Annotated in this window: 21 protein-coding genes; 13 read left to right on the plus strand and 8 right to left on the minus strand. The window is 59.2% G+C overall.

All coding sequences use genetic code 11. From position 1 onward, the window contains the following. The first annotated feature begins 65 nt into the window (after positions 1–65). A complete protein-coding gene (locus ACT7DV_RS16845) occupies positions 66–1,556 on the plus strand; it encodes a malate:quinone oxidoreductase (RefSeq protein ID WP_444664324.1) in 1,491 nt (496 codons plus the stop codon). 143 nt (positions 1,557–1,699) lie between these two features. Here the strand turns inward: ACT7DV_RS16845 and ACT7DV_RS16850 are convergent, their stop codons facing one another. Then, positions 1,700–2,668: an Ltp family lipoprotein gene (locus ACT7DV_RS16850; RefSeq protein ID WP_444664325.1), complete on the minus strand. Its 969-nt coding sequence runs from the start codon at positions 2,666–2,668 to the stop codon at positions 1,700–1,702. A 583-nt stretch (positions 2,669–3,251) separates the two neighbouring features. Between ACT7DV_RS16850 and mgrA the strand changes: the two genes are divergently transcribed. The 5 genes from mgrA to ACT7DV_RS16875 all read left to right on the plus strand — a co-directional run bounded on the left by mgrA (position 3,252) and on the right by ACT7DV_RS16875 (position 9,330). After that, complete coding sequence (mgrA, locus tag ACT7DV_RS16855; RefSeq protein ID WP_444664327.1) at positions 3,252–4,283, plus strand: L-glyceraldehyde 3-phosphate reductase; 1,032 nt, start codon at positions 3,252–3,254, stop codon at positions 4,281–4,283. A gap of 196 nt (positions 4,284–4,479) precedes the next feature. Continuing rightward, complete coding sequence (locus ACT7DV_RS16860; protein WP_444664329.1) at positions 4,480–7,827, plus strand: efflux RND transporter permease subunit; 3,348 nt, start codon at positions 4,480–4,482, stop codon at positions 7,825–7,827. 180 nt (positions 7,828–8,007) lie between these two features. Beyond that, the gene (locus ACT7DV_RS16865) at positions 8,008–8,448 is read left to right on the plus strand and encodes a MarR family winged helix-turn-helix transcriptional regulator (protein ID WP_444664331.1); all 441 of its coding nucleotides are present in this window, start codon (positions 8,008–8,010) and stop codon (positions 8,446–8,448) included. Between the two features lie 47 nt (positions 8,449–8,495). Then, a complete protein-coding gene (locus tag ACT7DV_RS16870) occupies positions 8,496–8,915 on the plus strand; it encodes an organic hydroperoxide resistance protein (RefSeq protein ID WP_444664333.1) in 420 nt (139 codons plus the stop codon). Next, positions 8,908–9,330 carry a DoxX family protein gene (locus tag ACT7DV_RS16875; protein WP_444664335.1) on the plus strand — a complete coding sequence of 141 codons (423 nt, stop codon included), beginning with the start codon at positions 8,908–8,910 and terminating at the stop codon, positions 9,328–9,330. Before ACT7DV_RS16870 ends, ACT7DV_RS16875 begins: the two co-directional genes overlap by 8 nt. Before the next feature lie 91 nt (positions 9,331–9,421). On the opposite strand, the gene ACT7DV_RS16880 is transcribed toward ACT7DV_RS16875, so the two are convergent. The 4 genes from ACT7DV_RS16880 to ACT7DV_RS16895 all read right to left on the minus strand — a co-directional run bounded on the left by ACT7DV_RS16880 (position 9,422) and on the right by ACT7DV_RS16895 (position 12,350). Beyond that, positions 9,422–10,036, minus strand: a complete 615-nt coding sequence (locus ACT7DV_RS16880) for a DUF305 domain-containing protein (RefSeq protein ID WP_444664337.1) — start codon at positions 10,034–10,036, stop codon at positions 9,422–9,424. A 91-nt stretch (positions 10,037–10,127) separates the two neighbouring features. Beyond that, positions 10,128–10,568 carry a hypothetical protein gene (locus ACT7DV_RS16885; RefSeq protein WP_444664338.1) on the minus strand — a complete coding sequence of 147 codons (441 nt, stop codon included), beginning with the start codon at positions 10,566–10,568 and terminating at the stop codon, positions 10,128–10,130. Between the two features lie 65 nt (positions 10,569–10,633). After that, positions 10,634–11,428: a hypothetical protein gene (locus tag ACT7DV_RS16890; RefSeq protein WP_444664340.1), complete on the minus strand. Its 795-nt coding sequence runs from the start codon at positions 11,426–11,428 to the stop codon at positions 10,634–10,636. A 4-nt stretch (positions 11,429–11,432) separates the two neighbouring features. Continuing rightward, positions 11,433–12,350 carry an ATP-binding cassette domain-containing protein gene (locus ACT7DV_RS16895; RefSeq protein ID WP_444664342.1) on the minus strand — a complete coding sequence of 306 codons (918 nt, stop codon included), beginning with the start codon at positions 12,348–12,350 and terminating at the stop codon, positions 11,433–11,435. 137 nt (positions 12,351–12,487) lie between these two features. On the opposite strand from ACT7DV_RS16895, the gene ACT7DV_RS16900 reads away from it, so the two are divergent. Both ACT7DV_RS16900 and ACT7DV_RS16905 read left to right on the plus strand, forming a co-directional pair. Continuing rightward, positions 12,488–13,837: a sensor histidine kinase gene (locus ACT7DV_RS16900; RefSeq protein ID WP_444664344.1), complete on the plus strand. Its 1,350-nt coding sequence runs from the start codon at positions 12,488–12,490 to the stop codon at positions 13,835–13,837. Between the two features lie 9 nt (positions 13,838–13,846). Continuing rightward, the gene (locus tag ACT7DV_RS16905) at positions 13,847–14,512 is read left to right on the plus strand and encodes a response regulator (protein ID WP_444664346.1); all 666 of its coding nucleotides are present in this window, start codon (positions 13,847–13,849) and stop codon (positions 14,510–14,512) included. Here ACT7DV_RS16905 and soxR read toward each other — a convergent pair. Continuing rightward, the gene (gene soxR / locus ACT7DV_RS16910; protein ID WP_444664348.1) at positions 14,505–15,014 is read right to left on the minus strand and encodes a redox-sensitive transcriptional activator SoxR; all 510 of its coding nucleotides are present in this window, start codon (positions 15,012–15,014) and stop codon (positions 14,505–14,507) included. The two genes, ACT7DV_RS16905 and soxR, sit on opposite strands and share 8 nt — an antisense overlap. Before the next feature lie 86 nt (positions 15,015–15,100). Here soxR and ACT7DV_RS16915 point away from each other — a divergent pair, with 86 nt between their 5' ends. From ACT7DV_RS16915 to ACT7DV_RS16935, 5 genes are all read left to right on the plus strand, one after another. Beyond that, positions 15,101–15,334, plus strand: coding sequence for a hypothetical protein (locus ACT7DV_RS16915; protein WP_444664350.1), 234 nt, complete (start codon positions 15,101–15,103; stop codon positions 15,332–15,334). A gap of 166 nt (positions 15,335–15,500) precedes the next feature. Continuing rightward, the gene (locus tag ACT7DV_RS16920; RefSeq protein ID WP_444664352.1) at positions 15,501–16,634 is read left to right on the plus strand and encodes an LLM class flavin-dependent oxidoreductase; all 1,134 of its coding nucleotides are present in this window, start codon (positions 15,501–15,503) and stop codon (positions 16,632–16,634) included. Beyond that, on the plus strand, positions 16,618–17,076 hold the full coding sequence (locus ACT7DV_RS16925; protein ID WP_444664353.1) for a MarR family winged helix-turn-helix transcriptional regulator: 459 nt from the start codon (positions 16,618–16,620) through the stop codon (positions 17,074–17,076). The genes ACT7DV_RS16920 and ACT7DV_RS16925 overlap by 17 nt, the downstream gene beginning before the upstream one ends. A gap of 118 nt (positions 17,077–17,194) precedes the next feature. Beyond that, on the plus strand, positions 17,195–17,887 hold the full coding sequence (locus tag ACT7DV_RS16930) for a hypothetical protein (RefSeq protein WP_444664354.1): 693 nt from the start codon (positions 17,195–17,197) through the stop codon (positions 17,885–17,887). Positions 17,888–17,983: 96 nt separating this feature from the next. After that, on the plus strand, positions 17,984–18,577 hold the full coding sequence (locus tag ACT7DV_RS16935; RefSeq protein WP_171919042.1) for a dihydrofolate reductase family protein: 594 nt from the start codon (positions 17,984–17,986) through the stop codon (positions 18,575–18,577). A gap of 11 nt (positions 18,578–18,588) precedes the next feature. Here the strand turns inward: ACT7DV_RS16935 and ACT7DV_RS16940 are convergent, their stop codons facing one another. Continuing rightward, entirely contained in the window at positions 18,589–19,065 is a 477-nt protein-coding gene (locus ACT7DV_RS16940) for an SRPBCC domain-containing protein (RefSeq protein ID WP_060701367.1), read from the minus strand. A 67-nt stretch (positions 19,066–19,132) separates the two neighbouring features. Next, on the minus strand, positions 19,133–19,642 hold the full coding sequence (locus ACT7DV_RS16945; protein WP_195181749.1) for a GNAT family N-acetyltransferase: 510 nt from the start codon (positions 19,640–19,642) through the stop codon (positions 19,133–19,135). Positions 19,643–19,717: the final 75 nt, after the last annotated feature.

A 19,717-nucleotide genomic window follows, 5' to 3' on the forward strand; every position in this document is an offset into this window, starting at 1 on the left:
AGTTATGGATTTCTGACCCTAGGGGGGTTAGGTCTACTCTGGGATAGAGCAAAGTATCACTGTCGATGGAGATCCTCGTGCCTTCTGAAACGTCAACCGAATCTTTTGACGTAGTACTAATCGGTGCCGGCATCATGAGTGCCACCCTTGGCACTCTGATCAACCAGCTGGAACCAACTTGGTCTATTGGTCTCTTTGAGAACCTGGACCAGGCAGGGCAGGAATCCTCCTCCCCTTGGAACAACGCTGGAACCGGCCACTCGGCCCTGTGCGAGTTGAACTACGCACCGGCCGCGGCGGACGGTTCAGTTGATCCAGCCAAGGCCATTGGCATCAACGAGCAGTTCCAGATCTCCCGCCAGTTCTTCTCCTGGGCCGTGGAGAACAAGCGCGCAGCTGACAACAGCTTCATCAACGCACTGCCGCACATGTCCTTCGTCATCGGCGAAGACCACTCCAAGTACCTGAAGACCCGCTACGAGGCCTTGAAGCCCAACGCGCTCTTCGCGGACATGGAATTCACCACCGAGCTGGACACCATCAACCAGTGGGCTCCACTGGTTGCCCAGGGACGCGATGCTTCGCAGACCGTAGCAGCCTCGCGCGTTGCGGCAGGAACCGACGTTGACTTCGGCCGGCTGACCAGCGACCTGACCAACTCGCTGAGCGCCGCTGGCGCTTCGGTGAACTACGGGCACAAGGTTCAGAACCTCAAGCGCTCCGGTGCCGGTTGGGAACTGACCGTGAAGGACAAGGCCTCTGGCGCAGTCAAGAACGTCAAAGCCAAGTTCGTCTTCGTTGGCGCCGGTGGCGGCGCCTTGCCACTGCTGCAGAAGTCCGGCATTGACGAGATCAAGGGCTTCGGCGGCTTCCCAGTCTCCGGCCAGTTCCTGCGTTGCACCGACGAGTCGGTCATCGACCAGCACAACGCCAAGGTCTACGGCCAGGCGTCAGTGGGCGCTCCCCCAATGTCGGTGCCCCACTTGGACACCCGATTTGTTGATGGCAAGCGTTCTTTGATGTTCGGCCCATACGCCGGCTTCTCCATGAACTTCCTGAAGTCCACCGGCCAGTTGGACCTGCCGCTGTCGCTGCGTCCGCACAACATCATCCCGATGCTGGCTGTTGGCAAGGACAACTTGGACCTGACCACTTACCTGATCAAGGAAGTTCTCAAGTCCCGCGCCAAGAAGGACGAGGCACTCACCGAGTACTTCCCGGCCGCCGATGGTTCCCAGTGGGAACTGATCACTGCCGGCCAGCGCGTACAGGTCATCAAGAAGGATGCCAAGAAGGGCGGCGTGCTGCAGTTCGGCACCGAGGTCATCACCTCTTCGGACGGCACCATCTCCGGTCTGCTCGGCGCTTCTCCGGGAGCCTCCACTGCTACCCCGATCATGATCGGCCTGCTCTCGCGCTGCTTCCCGAAGCAGTTCGCGGGCTGGGAGTCGAAGCTGAAGGACGTCATTCCTTCCTACGGCCAGAAGCTGAACGAAAACCCGGCACTCTACGCCGAGGTGAAGGCCGCTACGGATAAGTCCCTGGGATTGAACTAGTCTCAGATTCGTTCAGGGTCCCGTCCACCGTCAGGTGGGCGGGACCCTGAACATTAGAATCTAGAGTCGTGGCCCTAGACAATGTTGTTCAACGCATTCAACAGATGAAGTTCATCCCTTGATCGGGAAATGTTCGTTGCCTACTACAGACCGGTTGTTCCGACTCCGTATGTCGCTTGCTTTTTTGTAAAGCCCTCAAACATCAGTTGGTCAATCAGGCCTGACTTTGAGAACGATGAATAGTCCAAATAATCTGCGGCCTTAATGGCAGCTTGTTCATTCCAATCAACGTCTAGTCGCTCCACGGCCCACGTCGCATCGCTCTTAGAAAACCCCTCAAATTCAAGCTGATCAACAAGCCCCGACTTTGAGAATGCGGTGTAATCCAGGTAATCAGTTGCTTTTCCCAAGGCATTCTGCTGGCTAACGGTGCCAGCTTCCTCTTCCGCTTTGGCTGCCGCTTCGGCTTCGGCCTTTTCTCTAGCCTTTGCTTCTTTCTCTGCTTTTTCCTTTGCTTCAGCTTCCGCTTTCTTTTCAGCTTCAGCTTGAGCTTTTTCTTCAGCTGCAGCCTCGGAACTCGCGGCGTATTTTTCTTCCTCTGCTCTTGCTTCTGCCGCAGCTATACTGCTTTGATCGGCTTGTGAATTTGAAGAAGAAGCTGCAACAGGGTCGTCGGCGCTTTCCGCGCTCACAACAGCTTCCGATGGGCTGGCACTGGAGCCGGAGACAGGTTCGATTCCTCCGTCATCTCCACCTCCACTGAGCGCGGCGATGATTATTACGAGGAAAATTCCGCTCGCAACGCCTAGTCCAATTTTCTTTCCACGGCTGAGTCGTTTTCTGCCCGTCCCAGCTTCTTGCCCGGATTGTTTCGCCGCTGTTGATGCGCCTTCTTCAGCTTCCCAATCAGGCATGACGGAGATAAACAGGTAGGGATTCTGCGAATACTCAATTGGGGGCTCGGCGACTTCACCAGTAGCGCTATCTATCCATAATGGCCATCCCACGGGCGGAGCGCCCCACGATCGCTCAGGAATCCACGCGACATCGGGATTAAAGTCACTTGGAAGGTATGGCCGCCATGCTGGCGGTGGATTGAAGTGAATAGACAACGCGTCCTCCTTGGAACAAATCGCGAATGATCTTGATGGGTAAACTTGCTCCCATTCAAGTAGCACTAAGCGTACGTCTCACCGCCGACATTTTGGAGGAATAATGAATAAATAAATTCTGTTTCAAAGTAAGAACACTTCGATCATGGCACAAGAGGATCAGCCAACTGATTCTCAATTATTTTCCGATCCATTATTTCCTTCCAGCACATTCTGCTTCGCGAAATTTTTTTCTTTTACCTGATTGTTGCTCATATGCATTCCAATAACACCTCGACCTGTTTCTATTTATCGGAGCATGGAAAGAAATTACTCAGCGCTTGAACTGTCGTGTCATGGCAGGAGCGCAACAGTGCTGAACTGAATATTGGCCTTGCAGCACTCCTAGCTCAGTCGAGTCTGGGCTTTGCCGATACATCCTGATGGAACCGCCAGCAATGTCACGGGGTTTACCAATACACGTCCCAGGGTTTCACTCGACACGACTCGTTCAGAAAGACTGAGTCGCAGGTTACTTATTACCGGTATTCTCGGAAATGTTGTTTGGCACAAAACACGCCAAACGCATTGCTGAAAGGTATCCATGTCTTACTCCGCAGCGGAAAACCGCTATGAATCCATGCCGTACCGCCGCGTTGGACGAAGCGGTATGAAACTTCCCGTGATTTCTTTGGGCCTGTGGCACAACTTCGGTGACGACAAGCGCTTCGACGAGCAAAACGCAATCCTGCGCCGAGCCTTTGATCTCGGTGTCACGCACTTCGATCTTGCAAATAACTACGGTCCCCCGGATGGCACTGCCGAAACAAATTTCGGGCGGCATCTTGCCCAGGATTTCAAGCCCTACCGCGATGAGCTGGTCATCTCCAGCAAGGCCGGGCACCGCATGTGGCCGGGCCCCTACGGGGATGGCGGTTCGCGCAAATACTTGCTCTCCAGTCTTGACCAGTCGTTGGAGCGCATGGGACTGGAATATGTGGACATCTTCTACAGCCACCGGCCCGACCCGGAAACCCCAATGGAAGAAACCATGGGGGCGCTTGACCAGGCGGTACGTTCCGGGAAGGCCCTCTACGCCGGCATTTCTTCGTACTCCCCCGAGCAGACCCTTGAAGCTGCGCGAATCCTCAAGGAGCTGGGAACCCCGCTACTGATCCACCAGCCTAGCTACTCCATGTTCAACCGTTGGACCGAAGCCGGTGAACCCAATTTGTTCCAGGCCCTGGAACAGGCCGGCTCCGGGTCAATCGCGTTCTCACCGCTGGCCCAGGGCTTGCTCACCAACCGGTACTTGAACGGCATTCCGGAAAACTCCCGCGCCACCAAGGGGCGATTCCTATCCGAATCCGCCATTACCGAGCCAATCCTGAACCGCATCCGCGGGCTCAACGGCATCGCGGCACAGCGTGGACAGACCTTGGCGCAAATGGCGATTTCATGGCTTCTGCGCGACCAGCCGGTCGGCACTCCGGTCACCTCGGCACTGGTGGGCGCTTCTAGTGTGAAGCAGTTGGAAGATTCGCTGGCCGCAGTCGATAATCTCGAGTTCTCGGCCGAAGAATTGGCCGCCATCGACCAGTTCGCCGCTGAACCAGGAGGGAACGTCCGGGCATAATTTGCTTGGCTGCGCACTTCTGACATAGCTGAAACCCCTTGAGCGCGGTCGCGTTCAAGGGGTTTTGCAGTGGTACTACTCCTCTCGGATGATCTTTGCCCATTTGGGCTCAGAACGGACAGTTGCACTTCAGCAACCACATAGACTTAATGCCAAGCCCTCTTCCGTACTGCGACCTAGCTAGGACTACACCCGCATGCAACGCTTGGCCATCTTGTCATTGAAAAACCGGGCGCTCATTGCGCTGGTTACGATCTTCGCCGCTGTGTTCGGGGTGATCTCCATGGGATCACTGAAACAGGAACTCATCCCGTCCTTGGAGTTCCCCCAGATCTCGGTCATGGCCACCCAGATGGGTGCCAGTCCCGAGGTCATCGATGAACAGGTCGCCGCGCCGCTGGAAACAGCACTGCAGGCGGTTGAAGGGCTTGAATCATCCAGCGCTACCTCGCAGGCCGGCTTCACCCGCATCGCGTTGACCTTCGAATACGGGACCGACATGGACCGCGCCCGCTCACAGGTGGAGCGCGCCATCTCCAACGCAAAACAGCAATTGCCAGACGACGTCGAGCCCACCGCCTTGGCTGGCTCCATTGCCGATCTGCCGGTCCTGATGCTCGCGGTGTCATCCGATGAGTCCCTCGACGCGCTCAATGACGATGTCGAGCGCATTGCCCTTCCCAAGCTCCAGAAAATTGACGGTGTACGCGAAGCCTCCGTTTCCGGCGGCGCCTCCCAGCACATCGCTGTGATCCCCAAGAACAGCGAGATGACTCGTGCAGGGCTGAACGTCGGCGATCTCAAGGACGGTGTTGAAAATGCCGGCTCGCCCATCCCGGTGGGCACTATGGACGTGGACGGGTTGGAACTTCCGGTGATTGCCGGATCCACCCCGGATAACTTGGACGCCATCAAGGAGATTCCCCTGGTGACCGACAACGGCCCGGTGCTGCTCAAGGACGTTGCCGACATCTCGGTGAAGGCCGATGAGGCTACCAGCGTCACTCGCACCAATGGCGAGGAAACGCTATCCATCTCGGTAACCAAGACCCCGGATGGCGATACTGTCGCGATCTCCCATGCGGTAGCGGCCATGGTCGCCGACCTTGAGTCGGAATTGGGCCATAAGGCCACCATGACCACGATTTTCGATCAGGCGCCCTTCATCGAGGACTCGATCAGCCACCTGGCGATCGAAGGCGCCCTCGGCTTGGGCTTTGCGGTCATCATCATCCTGGTCTTCCTCTTCTCGGTACGTTCCACGCTGGTCACCGCCATCTCGATTCCGCTCTCGCTGATGGCCACCTTCATCGGCATGAACGTCTTCGGCTACACGCTGAACATGCTGACCCTCGGTGCTCTGACCATCTCCATCGGCCGAGTAGTTGACGACTCAATTGTGGTCATCGAGAACATCAAGCGGCACTTGTCCTTCGGCGAGTCCAAGGCGCAGTCCATCTTGCTGGCCGTCAGGGAAGTTGCCGGGGCTATTACCGCTGCCACGCTGACCACCGTTGCGGTCTTCCTCCCCATTGCCCTGGTCGGCGGCATGGCCGGCGAGCTGTTCAGCCCGTTTGCCTTGACCATGACCATTGCTCTGCTCGCCTCACTGCTGGTGTCGCTCACGATCGTCCCGGTCCTTGCCTACTGGTTCCTTCCGCATCGCCCGGGAACCGATAAGTCGCGCACAGTCCACGTCGCCGAGGACAAGTCCTGGATGCAGCGCGCGTACCTGCCGGTGCTGAAGTCTACGCAGAAGCATCCGGTGATCACCCTGCTGGCCTCGGTGCTCATTCTTGCCGGCACCGTCGCCATGACGCCCTTGCTCAATACCAACCTGCTGGGCTCCACCGGTGAAAACTCGATCACCGTGACCGCGAAGATGCCTTCCGGCACGGCCCTGGACACCACGGTGGCAGAAGCGGGAAAGATCGAATCGAAGCTGCGCGAGATCGATGGCGTTGAAGATGTGCAAATGACGGTGGGCACCGCCAGCGGCATGGCTGCCATGTTCGCTTCGGGCTCGGATACCGCTAGCTTCACGGCCATCACCGACCCCGATGCCGACCAGGAAGCGCTGGCCACTACAGTGCGCCAGCAGGTGGACGGGCTCAATCTCTCGGAAGACATGAACGTCACCTTTGGCTCCAATTCCTCAGCCATGGCTTCCAGCGATGTCACCGTGCAAATCAAGGCTCCGGACGAGGCACTGCTGCGCGAGGCTACGCAAAAGATGCGTGAGGCATTGAAGGATACCGCCCACGTCACGGGCATCACCGATAACCTCTCGGCAGAACGCGAACAGGTATCTATCGACATTAATGCCGATCAGGCCGCTGCCGCCGGGCTGACCGAGTCGCAGTTGGCTTCCATGGTGGCGGGCCAGGTCTCCCCTGTCCCTGCTGGCACGCTGCGCCTGGATTACACGGATCTCACGGTGCAGATCGGCGAGGGCCTGAAGCTGGACAGCTTGCAGAAGCTGCGCGAGCTGAAGATCCCGACGGCAACCGGCGTGCATGAGCTGCAGGATCTTGCCAAGGTGGATCGCGCCAACGTGGTCCAGCAGGTCACGACCTCCAATGGCGAACGCATTGCCACGGTGACGCTGACTCCCGAAGAAAACATGCTGGGCAGGGTTTCCGCGGAGGTCGCCAAGACCCTCGACACCGTTGAGCTTCCCCAGGGTGCCAGCGCAGAGGTCGGCGGCGCGGCCACCGAGCAGGCGGAATCCTTCAACCAGCTGTATCTGGCGCTTCTTGCAGCGATTGCCATCGTCTACGTGATCATGGTGGCGACGTTCAAGTCGCTGATCCAGCCGCTGGTTCTGCTGGTTTCCATTCCATTTGCTGCCACCGGCGCCATCGGGTTGCTGCTGATCTCAGGCATCCCGCTGGGCCTGCCGTCGCTGATTGGCATGCTGATGCTGGTGGGCATTGTCGTCACCAACGCCATCGTGCTCATCGATTTGATCAACCAGTACCGCGTGGCAACACCCGAGCGTCCGGCGATGAGCTTGAACGACGCGATCATGCACGGTGCCCGCCAGCGTTTGCGCCCGATTTTGATGACTGCGCTGGCCACCATTTTCGCGCTGATTCCAATGGGCCTGGGACTGACCGGCCAATCCGGATTCATCTCGCAGCCGCTGGCTGTCGTGGTGATCGGCGGCTTGGTTTCCTCTACGCTGCTGACCCTGGTCCTGGTTCCAGTGCTCTACCGCCTGGTCGAGTCGGGCAAGGAAAAGCGCGCCCTGCGCCGTGCCAACCGCAAGCACTCGGCACAACAGGGCACCGACGCTGCAGATCTTGCCGTGGCCATGGATACCGCCAGCGCCAAGATCGCTGCGCCCGCTGCGGCTGCCCCGGAGGCAAGCGCGGCTTCCAAGGCACCGGAAACCACGGTCCGCAACCCCCAGCCAGATGCGGGGCCCGGCGCTTCAGTGGTCCACCCCTTCACCGGCCAGATTCCCACGACGCGCAAGGAACGGCGGGCGATCGAAGAGATGATCAATAAATCGGCCAAGGATTCTGCAGAAGATTCCTGACCAGAACCGGCGAGGGGAAACCTTTTTGGAGGTTTCCGCCTCGCCTGTTCTTCGACCTGGGCTATTTTCGACAGGCAATTTCCCTCATTCCCCCGCAGGAATTCAAGGCAAAAATGGCAGCAGCACACTTTTTTGAATTTTTAAGTTGTGCACAATTCAATTGTGTGCAATCATTATCTCATGGCGATAGTTGATGAGATGGTGTGCTTCTCCCTGTACTCGGCAAGCCGGGCAACCAACAGGGCGTATGCGGAGCTCTTGGCCCCCTGGCAGCTGACCTACACCCAGTACCTGGTGCTGGTCGTGCTGTGGAATGAAGGACCAAAGCCGGTGCGGGAAATCGGCGATATGCTCCAACTTGATTCCGGAACGCTCTCTCCGCTGCTGCGGCGATTGGAAAGCAAAGACTACATCGAGCGGCAGCGCAGCGAAGCCGACAGCCGGGTCGTCAACGTGGCGCTGACCCCATCGGGGACTAAGCTGCGCCATGAACTGGCACATATCCCAGAACAAATCGCCTGCGGCACGGGGCTTCCCGACGTCGAAAGCGCCAAAGCGCTCGTGAATTCGCTGCATCGAATCACCCAAACGATGCAAACCCTCCCCCTGTCGGACCGCTGAATCCCCGCGGTTCCCGAAGAACGTCCACCCCAATGAAAGGCAGAACAATGGAAACCTTGTACACCGCAGAAGCACTATCCACCGGCCAGGGACGCGAGGGCCGCGCCCAGACCCCGGATGGACGTCTTGATCTGGTCCTCACTGCCCCGAAGGAATTGGGCGGCAGCGGCGTCGGCACCAATCCAGAGCAGCTCTTTGCCGCAGGCTTTTCGGCTTGCTTCCACTCGGCGCTGAACACCGTGGCCCGCGCCCGCAAAATCAAGGTCGAGGATTCCAGTGTCGGCGGACGAGTCAGCCTGCACCGCGAAGGCGAAGGCTACAAGCTCTCGGTTGAGCTTGAGGTTGTCATCCCGGGCATGGACCACGAGGCAGCACAGGAGCTTGCCGATGCAGCCCACGCCGTCTGCCCCTACTCCAACGCCACCCGCGGAAACATCGACGTGACCGTCACTGTCTCCGATGACTAGACAGCTCAGCAACCCGAGGCACGCAGCCCGGCTGGCACTGGGCGCGTTCTTGGCCTACGCCGGCATTAGCCATCTGAGCTTTGCCCGCGAAGAGTTCCAGGCGCAGGTTCCACCGAGCCTTCCGCTGAATCCGGATCTGGTGGTCATCGTCTCGGGGGTGGCCGAGGTGGGGCTTGGCGTCTCCTTGCTGGCGTTGCTCAAGAAGCGTGTGCACGTCGGCTGGGTCGTTGCCTTGTTCTTCGTTGCCGTGTTCCCTGGCAACATTGCCCAGCTGCTTGAGCACCGGGATGCCTTTGGACTCGACACCGACGGCAAGCGACTAGCCCGGCTCTTCTTCCAGCCGGTGCTCATCGCCCTGGCCCTGTGGGGCACCGGCGCATGGCGCGACCGGGATCAGCTCCGGGCCAAGAGCTAGGGACGACAGCGAGATTTCAGGGGTGTGGGGCGGGTTCGAGATGGAACCCGCCCCACACCCTTAATCGTTCTCCGATGATCCAGCGCTCTTGCTAGAGCGTGCTCAACAGGTCCTTCATCTCCTGGATTTCCTGGGACTGGGATTCAACAATACTCTTGGACAATTCGATGGCCTCGGGGTATGAGCCATCGGCAATCTCGGTCTCGGCCATCTCGACCGCGCCCTCATGATGCGCGATCATCTGCTCAAGGAACAGTTTTGCCGCCTTGGGACCGGTGGACTCCTTCAACGACGTGATGTCCTCTTGCGAAATCATTCCCTCGCCGTGATCCATCTGCCCGTGATCCATGCCTTCTGGCATACCCCATCCGGAAAGCCATCGCTCCATGAGCTCGATTTCCGGGGTTTGCGCGGATTTGATCTGTTCCGCCAGCTTCCTGACCTCGCCCGGGATTTGTTCTTTGCCCAGCAGGTCCGTGGACATCTCCAAGGCCTGTTCATGGTGCGCTTTCATCCCGCTGGCGAAGCTCATGTCCGCCGCGTTGGCTTCACCCGCAGCCGACGCCGACGGTGATGGCATTTGATGTTCCGATCCGTGGGATTCGGAAGTGGCCTGGGCATTCTGTCCTTGATCTGCTGCGCATGAGGTCAGCGCGATGAGGGTGCTCAGCGCCAGGGCGCCAACGCATAAGGTCTTGTGCTTCATGGAATTCTCCTGTGTTGCGTGAAAGATTAAAGTGCCGCTCCAAGGGGGCACATAAAATGTGCAGGCAAGCGACAAGGCGCTTGCCAGCTCATCACGTTCGACAGATCCCCAAGGCCGTCAGATCCGGCCTGGACGGCAGGAACCGCGGGCGGCAAAGCGTCAAAGCCTCCGGCCTCACCTCCAGCTTCTTGGCAAGTGACAGAATTCCCGGCGGACGCAAGAACAGCAGCAAAGCCAGCAATGCGAGGACGCATCCGGCAGCCGACATTTCATGATCCCTCGGGCAGTCCGCACACCCGTGGCCTTCGTCGCCGCCAGCTGGCACCATATCGGAATCATGGGCCGAAGAATGAGCGATCATGCCCTGCCCGGATGAGCCCATCGGTGCGGCCGATGGCGTGGTTGGAGCCATCAAGACATGCATCGAGAGCAATCCAATAAATACGGCGCCAACGAGCAACGCCAGATGCAACAAGGCCAAAGGATGAACCCGCCTCTGGCCTTGTTGCATCGCATTGCTCTTGCTACCCATACCCACAACCATATCGAAATTCGAACCCCGTAGTGGGCCAGAATTCCTGTGCAAGCGGTGTGAGCCTAGGCGTCGCGCTTTTTCAAGGCCGCAGTGCCAGCACCCAGCAGCGCAGCACTCCACGCTACAAGAATCACGAACGCCATCGCTGGCCCATAAGGTTCGGTGGCACCTGTGGCCATGAATGTTGCAGCATTGGTCGGCAGGTACTGGATCAGCGTCTGCATCCAGTCCATGGGTATCAGCTGAAGGATTTGCGGCAGGCCAAGCACGAGCGCGATGAGCGAGACAAGGGCTCCGGCCGAATTCCGGCACAGCAGTCCCAGCCCGAGCACCATCAGATTCAGCAGGGCCAAATAGGTTCCTGCCCCCAGGGAAGCCGAAAACAGATCCGCGAAGGCAAATTGCCCGTACTGCCCGGCGCTCAAAGCAGCGGGAATCGTGGCGACCGGTATCAGCACCAGGCCGGTGGCCATGCCGAGTACGCCCAGGACCAGAGACTTGGAGGCCACCATGATTCCGCGGCGAGGCACCGCCTGCAAGGTGCTGGTGATGGTGCCACTGGAGTATTCGCCGGTCATGTGCAATGCCGCTGCCGCAGCAAAAAATAGCTGCACGAACTGCAGCGTGGCAAAGACCAGCAATGGCGCGGGCATCGCGGTGTCAAAGCCGTTATCGCCGCTGGCCTTGGCGCTGGCACCCAGCAGCCAGCCCAGTGCAATCGTGGCGAGGATGCCGGCTGCGTACAATCCGGTGAGAGAACGCGAGCCGCGGAACTTCGTGATTTCGGCTCGCGTCGCAGCAAGCAACGGGCCCACGCTGGGGACCTGGCGCTGCGGATGAAGATCTAGTGTTTTCATGGGTTCAGCTCCTTGCTGGGGATGGTGCGGCGAATTCCATCGAGTCGTGAGTCAGCTGGTTATAGGCCGATTCCAGCGAACCGTGGGCAGCGCTCAATTCGTGCAATTCGATGTGGTGGGCAAAGGCCAGCGCTCCGATTACTTCCACCGCCAGGCCCGTGACCCGCACTGCTTGATCTCCCGCGGTCTGAATCTGGACACCCCGCTGCCCGAGCAGGTCGGCGAGCGCCTGGACTTGCGGCGAACGCACGGTGACAACCTGTTGCGTGAACTCGGTGATGAGCTGCTCGGTGGCGGCATTAGCGATGAGCTGGCCGCGGCCGATGAGGATCAGCTGGTCTGCTACTTGCTGCACTTCGCTCATCAGGTGGCTGGAGACAAAGACTGTTCCCCCGTTTTCGGCCCGGGTGCGCATCATTTGCCTGATCCATGCGATGCCTTGTGCATCCAGCCCGTTCATCGGCTCATCAAGGATGAGGATTTGCGGGTCTCCGAGCAATGCGGCGCTGATCCCAAGGCGCTGGCGCATGCCCAGGGAGAAACCTCCGATGCGCTTGGAGGCCACGGTTGCCAGTCCGGATTCTTCGAGCACCTGGTCGACTCGCTGCCGGCAGATGCGGTTGCTTTGGGCCAGCGCCTGCAGGAATGTCCGGGGCGTATGCCCCGGATGCCCGGCCGTGCCGCTGATGTGGGCTCCCACCGTATGCATGGGGTAAGCCAATTGGCCGTAGCGTTGCCCGTTGACCAGGGCTTGGCCGCTGGTAGGAGCGTCCAGGCCGAGAATCATGCGCATGGTGGTGGATTTACCGGCTCCATTGGGTCCGAGGAAACCGGTGACCCTTCCCGGTTGAATGCCAACGCTCAGTTCGTTCACGGCGCGGGTGTTGCCGTAGTCCTTGGTGAGTGCTTCGAGCTTGATCATGGTGAACTCCTTTTCCCGGGCTCAACTCTGTCATCGCACGAAGCCGGGCACACCGGCAGATGGTCGGCAGTTCCGGGTCGGGCTCCCCCGACCTTGGTCGGTGTCAGCTTCCACTGGTCCTGCGTAGCATGATCATCATGGCTATCCAGTGGAAGCAGGTCTTGCTGCTCATCGTTCTCGCGCTGAGCGCGTACCTGCTCCCGCTGTCTACCAGCGGAGCGTGGCTGTTCCTGGCTCCGCTGGCCGCCGTCGGCAGCTTTCTTGCGGGGCGCCGCGTGGACTCGGTGGTCCATGGCATCACTGCCTTGGCGGCCGGTGCGCTCACTGCGGGGATTACGCTGATTTTTTCCACTCATGTCAGCGTGCTGACCTTTGCCTTGAATCTCTCGACCGGGGTGGTCTTGTTCGTCCTATTGCCGTGGTGGGCAGGTCGGGCCAGGCGCAATGCGTTGTCCTTCCGGGCCCAGGAACGCCACCATGCAGCGGTCCAGGCCGGGCTTCGCGAAAGAGCGCGCATTGCCGAGGCGATGCATGACCAATTGGGGCATGACATGGCGCTGTTGGCGCTGTCTACCGGTGGGTTGCAGATGGCCCTGGACAGGGAGTCGGAGGCTTACCAGTTCGCTGTGCGCATCCGCGCCCAGGCTGATCAGGCCGTTGAGCACCTGCACGAGATCATTGAAGTGCTTCATGATCCGACTCAGAATGCATCGTTGAGCCCCCAGGAGCAATCCTTGGAAAGGCTGATAGCCCAGGCACGCAGCCGGGGCATGCAGATCAGCTACCAGGTGACAGGTCCGGACCCCGCAGGCCAACCCGGCTCGGCGTCCGGTGCTGTCCTGCATCAGGTGCTGCAGGAGGCGCTGACCAATGCGGCCAAATACGCGCCGCAGCACCTGGTGGACGTGGAGCTTGATAGCAGTGCGGATCCCATCACCTTGCGGATCAGCAATCCGCTGGACGGTTCCCCGTCTCCGGCGCGGGCCGGGGCCACGGGTCTGCGCACCCTGCGCGCGGCATTAGCCTTGCATGGCGGATCCTTGCGCGTGAACCGTTCCGATGATTCCTTTGAAGTGGTGGCCACGATCGGCCGGATCAAACCGGATTCCGGATTGCCGCCGGAGCCGGGTTCCGGCAAGGCCTCTTCACGATGGCTGCTGGTTCTTGTGCCCGTCCTTACGGTAGCGGCCATGGTGCTGGGATTGTACTTTTTGCAGTTGGCGACCTTCCGGGCCACAGCGTTGAGCCCGGCTGATTTCCAGCAGCTCTCGATGGGGATGACCCGGGAGGAAGTTGCTGAGCATGTCCAGGCCAAGGGTCTGGACCAGCCGCTTCCGGTTATCGATGAATCCCGGCTACCGGCCAGCGGCCAGTGCCGATACTACGCTGCGCGCACCGGGGTGCTGGACCTGGGCAGCGAGATGTTCCGGCTCTGCTTCTCGGATGATGTCCTGATATCCGCCGACCACCTCTACCCCGCGTCATAGGATCAATACATGAGCAAAGAACATCCGGTAGGGCTACTGCTTGTTGATGATGATCCGCTGATCCGCGCAGGGCTTGGGACCATCCTCGCCAGCGACCCGGGCATCAAGATCCTGGGCGAAGCAGAGAATGGGATCCGCGCTATCGAATTGGCTGCTCGGCTTCGCCCCCAGGTGACCATGATGGATATTCGCATGCCCCAGCTTGATGGGCTCGGTGCGATGGAGCGCATCCTGGCCGAGGACCCGGAGGCCAAGGTATTGATCCTGACAACTTTTGGCGAAGAAGAGTATATCGATCGCGCCATGGCCGGCGGTGCCGCCGGATTCATGCTCAAAAGCTCCAGCCCCGAGGAGTTGATTGGGGCCGTCCATTCGGTAGCCGATGGCGCCGCGGCCCTCTCCCCGCGCATTGCCAAGCGCCTGGTCGACAAGGTTCGCAGCCTGGATCATGGGCGGCACACCGTGGCAACGACACTGATTGCACAGCTCACGCCGCGTGAACGTGATGTTTTGTCGCTTGTCGGGGCCGGAGATTCAAATGCGGAAATCGCCGAAGAGCTGGTGCTAACTCCTGCCACCGTCAAAGGGCATATGACCTCGATTATGCTCAAGCTCGGTGTGCGCAACCGCGTTGAAGCGGCATTGATCGCGTTCCAGAGCGGCATGGTCAACTGACATCCGAGGACTGATTTCGGGAATTTGCGTCGAGCTTCCGGATCCACCGCGATCCTTCGCCTTCGGCGGCGGCTTCGTCTCCTGGATTCATCAATGAGCAGTTGCTATACGAGAGGCAGCCGCAGCCGATGCAGCTATCCAGCGAATCGCGCAAGGATTCGAGTTGACTGACCCGCCGGTCAACGATGAGCTTCCAATGCGTGCTCAGCTGTTCCCAGTGGGCTTTGTTCGGGGCCCGGTCGGCAGGCAGCTCACTGAGCGCTTCGGCAATTTCGCCCAGAGTCATTCCGACACGTTGGCCGGCAGCGATGATGGCCAAGCGGCGCAGCGTATGCCGCGCAAAAACTCGGACGTTTCCGCTAGTTCGCGTTGAGGAGATCAGGTTCCGGGTTTCGTAGTACCTGACGGCAGGCACCGTGATTCCGGCACGCCTCGCCAACTCGCCGATGCCTAATTGGCTTTTGCGCTGAGGCACGGCGGAATTTGCGTTGGATGTAGTCATATTTGCATTATTCATGGCTGAGGGTTTGACCTCAAGCTAACTAGAGCCTGTTGGCTTTCGTACGAACCACTACGAAAGGCCACGAAATGACCACCTCAACCATCAACCTCTGCGAAGCCGCCGACGCGGGCAGCACTGCCCCGCAATTTCCACAGACCACCGCGCAAACACTCAGCGCTCGTGCACTGCGCCGGGAATTGCGACTTTTGCGCCAGCAACAACGCCGCGAAGGATCCACGGCTAAGGATCCAGAACTCGCCCGCGCTCATGAACAAAGCACCTTGTTCTGGTCCGGGGGCTTTGCTCCGATGCACCGATAGCCCCAAGCCGCTGAAACCACGAAAGCTCCGACCTGCCGCTGATACGTGCCATACCGCATGGACCGCCTCCGGGAATATTTGACGCATCAACTTGTTATTACATGCATACGCATATAAATTGAACTTAGGCGTACACCGCAACATTCAACAACAAACAGGAGTGGACATGCAGTTCGGAGTATTTTCAGTCAGCGATATCACCCGCGACCCCACCACCGGCCGCATCCCCACCGAAAAAGAACGCATCGACGCATCGGTGGCCATCGCCAAGAAGGTCGAAGAAATCGGCATGGATGTCTATGCCATCGGCGAGCACCACAACCGCCCGTTCTTCTCCTCCTCCCCAACCACCACTCTGGCCTACATCGCCGCGCAGACCGAGCGCATCATCCTCTCCACGGCCACCACACTGATCACCACCAATGATCCAGTCAAAATTGCCGAAGACTTCGCCATGTTGCAGCACCTGTCTGGCGGGCGCGTGGATCTGGTGCTCGGACGCGGCAACACCGGACCGGTCTACCCGTGGTTCGGCAAGAACATGCAGGACTCGGTGAACCTGACCGTTGAGAACTACAACCTGCTGCGCCGCCTGTGGGATGAAGATGTCGTGAACTGGGAGGGCAAGTTCCGCACTCCCCTGCAGAACTTCACCTCGACGCCTCGCCCCCTGGATGAGGTGGCTCCCTTTGTGTGGCACGGTTCCATCCGCACCCCGCAAGTAGCCGAGATCGCGGCCTACTACGGCGACGGGTTCTTTGCCAACAACATCTTCTGGCCAAAGGAGCACTACCAGCAGCTGATCAACCTCTACCGTGAACGCTACGAGCACTACGGCCACGGCAAGGCCCATCAGGCCGTCGTCGGACTGGGCGGACAGTTCTACATGGCCAAGGACTCTCAGCAGGCGGTCAAGGAATTCCGCCCGTACTTCGATAATGCCCCGGTCTACGGACACGGTCCTTCGCTGGAGGACTTCACAGCCCAGACGCCACTGACCGTTGGGTCGCCACAGCAGGTACTGGAAAAGACTCTGACCTTCCAGGAATACTTCGGCAGCTATCAGCGCCAGCTCTTCCTCGTTGACCACGCCGGCCTGCCGTTGAAGACGGTGCTGAACCAGCTCGACATGTTTGGCGAATACGTGCTGCCCGAACTGCGCAAGGAAATGGAGTCGCGGGAACCAACCGACCTGACCCCGGCTCCGACGCATGAAGGACTGGTCGCCGCGCACCGGGCTAAACTGGAAGCTGACGTAGCAGATACCGAGGAGCCAGTAGCAAGTGACCGGGACCAATAAAGCTGTAGCCTCCTTGAAGGTCACCACCGATGCCTGGGAGTCCCTCTTCCGGGCACAGGTGGCGGTGATGCGCCAGATCACCGCCATGCCGGAGTTCGGCAAGCTGTCCATGCGCGAATACGACGTGCTGTTCAATTTACGCACCTGCCCGGGTGGCAAGAGCCGAATGGTTGAGCTGAACAAGCAGCTGCTCATTTCCCAGCCCAGCTTGAGCCGCATGGTCGTGCGGCTGGAAGACCAAGGCCTGGTCGTGCGCGAACCAGACCCGGTGGACCATCGGGCCACCCAGCTCTCGCTGACAGACAAGGGGCTGAAACTGCAGCAAGAGATCGGCCGCGAGCATGTGAAGCATCTGCATGAGCTGCTGGGCACGGCACTATCCGAAGAAGAATTCCTCGAATTGAACCGCTTGAGCAGCAAATTGCATCGCGCAGTTCAATAATCCCCGGGAGATCGCCCGGCAGGATTGGGTGCAGCACCCTCCCTGCCGGGTATTCTTGCACCATGGGAGCAGGCACACGCGTTGCTTGAAAGTTCAGTTCAAAACAGAAGGAAGATCATTGTTGAAGGACGAGCAGCTGCTGAGCCTCGACGTAGCAGCCAGCCAACTCGGCGTCGAAACCAAGGATCTCCGAAGCTACCTGAGAAAGCATCGCCCCAAAGGCGCGGTGCAAATCCCCAATAAACCCGGCGGCAATTGGCATCTGCACCCAACCCTGTTGCAGCAACTGCAATTTGCCGGAGCGCCCGGCATAGACGCACCGCTGCTCCCCATCGATGCTTCCACCCTCGATGCGCTGGAATGGTCCGAGTGGATCCCCTTTGAACAGTCCGCCGAACAAGCGCCAGTACTGCCCGGAGTCTACGTCGTCCGGGAACGCGGCCATGAGCAGAATCCACCGCTGTACATCGGGCAAGCCGGCGAGCGAAATGGCAAGGGCCTGCGTGGACGCTTGAAGATCTATTCCAGCGGCAAGGGCGCCACCTCGGGCCTTGGAAAATATGCCATGAATTTGGCGCTGGCCGATTCAGCATGGCTGGCCCAATTCGTCCTCGAGGCCGAAGCCGGTCGCCCCGAAAGCGTAGAGCGCATGGCGCGTCGAGCCATCGACCGGTTGAATCTGGAAGTGCGGTGGGTGCCGTGCGTTCACCGCAAAGCGGCCATGCTTTTAGAGGCTGCACTCATCAAGAAGCACTCCTCAACATTGTGGAATGGCTCCAGCGACAATGAACAGGACAGCTCCGAAAAATAATCATCGCCCAATACTGCTTGCATCTGCGCTGGGACCGGTTCACTGTAGGAATATCTACAGAACCAGTACTGCGGTTGATGATTTGAGGAGTAGGCGATGGGGCCAGTTACTTGCGATGTGACAGTATCTTCTGATGGATTTTGCGCAGGACCCCATCAGAGCATGCAGTTCCCTCTCGGCGAGGGCGCAGAAGAACTGCATCGCTGGCAATTCGAGCGCACCGAAGAAAATGCCGAGGAAATCGCGGCAATCACCGAAGCCGCCGCGTTCATCATGGGCAGCCACATGTTCGGCCCGCCTCCTGGCAATCATTCAACGGACTGGACCGGCTGGTGGGGAGATAACCCGCCATACCATGCGCCGGTTTTTGTGCTCAGCACCCACCCCCGGCCGCTGATTCGCCTCGACGGCGGGACCAGCTTCCAGTTCGTCACCGAGGGAATCCACGAAGCGCTCTCCGAAGCACAAGAAGCCGCCGGCGAACAGCCAGTGGCCATCGCCGGTGGCGCCAACACCATCGTGCAGTTCCTGAACGCGGGCCTCATCGATGAGCTGCGGCTTCATATTGCGCCCATCAAGTTGGGGCGAGGCGAAGCCATCACCGTAGAAAATATCGAAACCCACATGGACCGGTACTCGCGCCGCGAAACAACGCTGGCCACTCACGTGTACTACCGGCGTCGGCGCTAGGGCTTAGGGATTTACTTGTAGAAGCCCTCACGGAGGTTGATCCCGTGCTCCAGCCAGGCTTTCATCGCGGCCAGCATGCCGGTCCAGCCCATGCAATTGCCAAAGGCCGCCTTGGCGCCGGCGGGGTTGGCCTGCCACGAGCTTTCGGTGATCTCCACTTTGGTTCTGGTGCTGTCATCCACCGAGGTGAATTCGAACGTCACCGTGGTCATCTGGTCTTCAGCAGTGGCATGCTCTGCGCCCCACTGCACGACGATCCTGCGGGGAAATTCGGTGTCGACCACCTTCACCGGGAACGCGCCGGGGAAATCGTGGAAGTCCCATGAGACTGTTGTTCCGGCTTCCAGCCGACCTTCCGCTCCACCGGTCGTGAAGTAGCTCGACAGTTGCGCGGGATCTGCGACGGCCTCATAAACCTGGGTCACCGCCCTGGAAATGAATCCCGAAACGGTAAATGACAGTTGTTCTAGCTCTTCATCTGATGACATATTCCATATCTACGCCTGATGCCATATCCAGACAATAGCTGCAGAGCTTTTCCCACCGATTACTTAGTCAAACACCGAATGGCTTGGCGTATTGGAAGCCGCCTTGAGGCAGTTTTGATTCATTGAATACGCGCACCATGAAGTGCTCGCCCCAGCTGCTATCGCTCGGGGCAATCCCGCGGGCTTCAGCCGGTTCGTACCCGAATCGACGATAATACCCAGGGGCGCCCAACAGGACGATACCGCTCAAGGATTCCGCCTCGGCCCGGTCATGAATGCTTTGCATCAAGATCGAGCCCACACCACGATGTTGATACTCCGGGGCAACAGCCAGCGGGCCAAGCCCCAGCAGGGGTTCACCGTTGATGATGCCCCAAGTGGCAATGACGTGGCCAATGACCACTGAATCGTCAAGGGCAACCAGGGAGAAGCGCGAGTCATATTCTTCGCAGTCGAACAGATTCTGAAGCAATCCGACTTCCTCGGGCTCAACCATTGGGTCGATTCCAGCAAAGGCAGCATGCGTTACTGCATACACCGCTGCACGGTCATCAAAGACTTCAGGACGGATATGCATGATCGCAAACCTACCAAACCTCGCCGACCGAGGAAAATTCAGCCGGCGTTTTGATCGATTCTTAACACGCACGAC

It is taken from the genome of Glutamicibacter sp. TV12E (genome assembly GCF_052441935.1).
In the GTDB taxonomy this organism is placed as follows: Bacteria; Actinomycetota; Actinomycetes; order Actinomycetales; family Micrococcaceae; genus Glutamicibacter.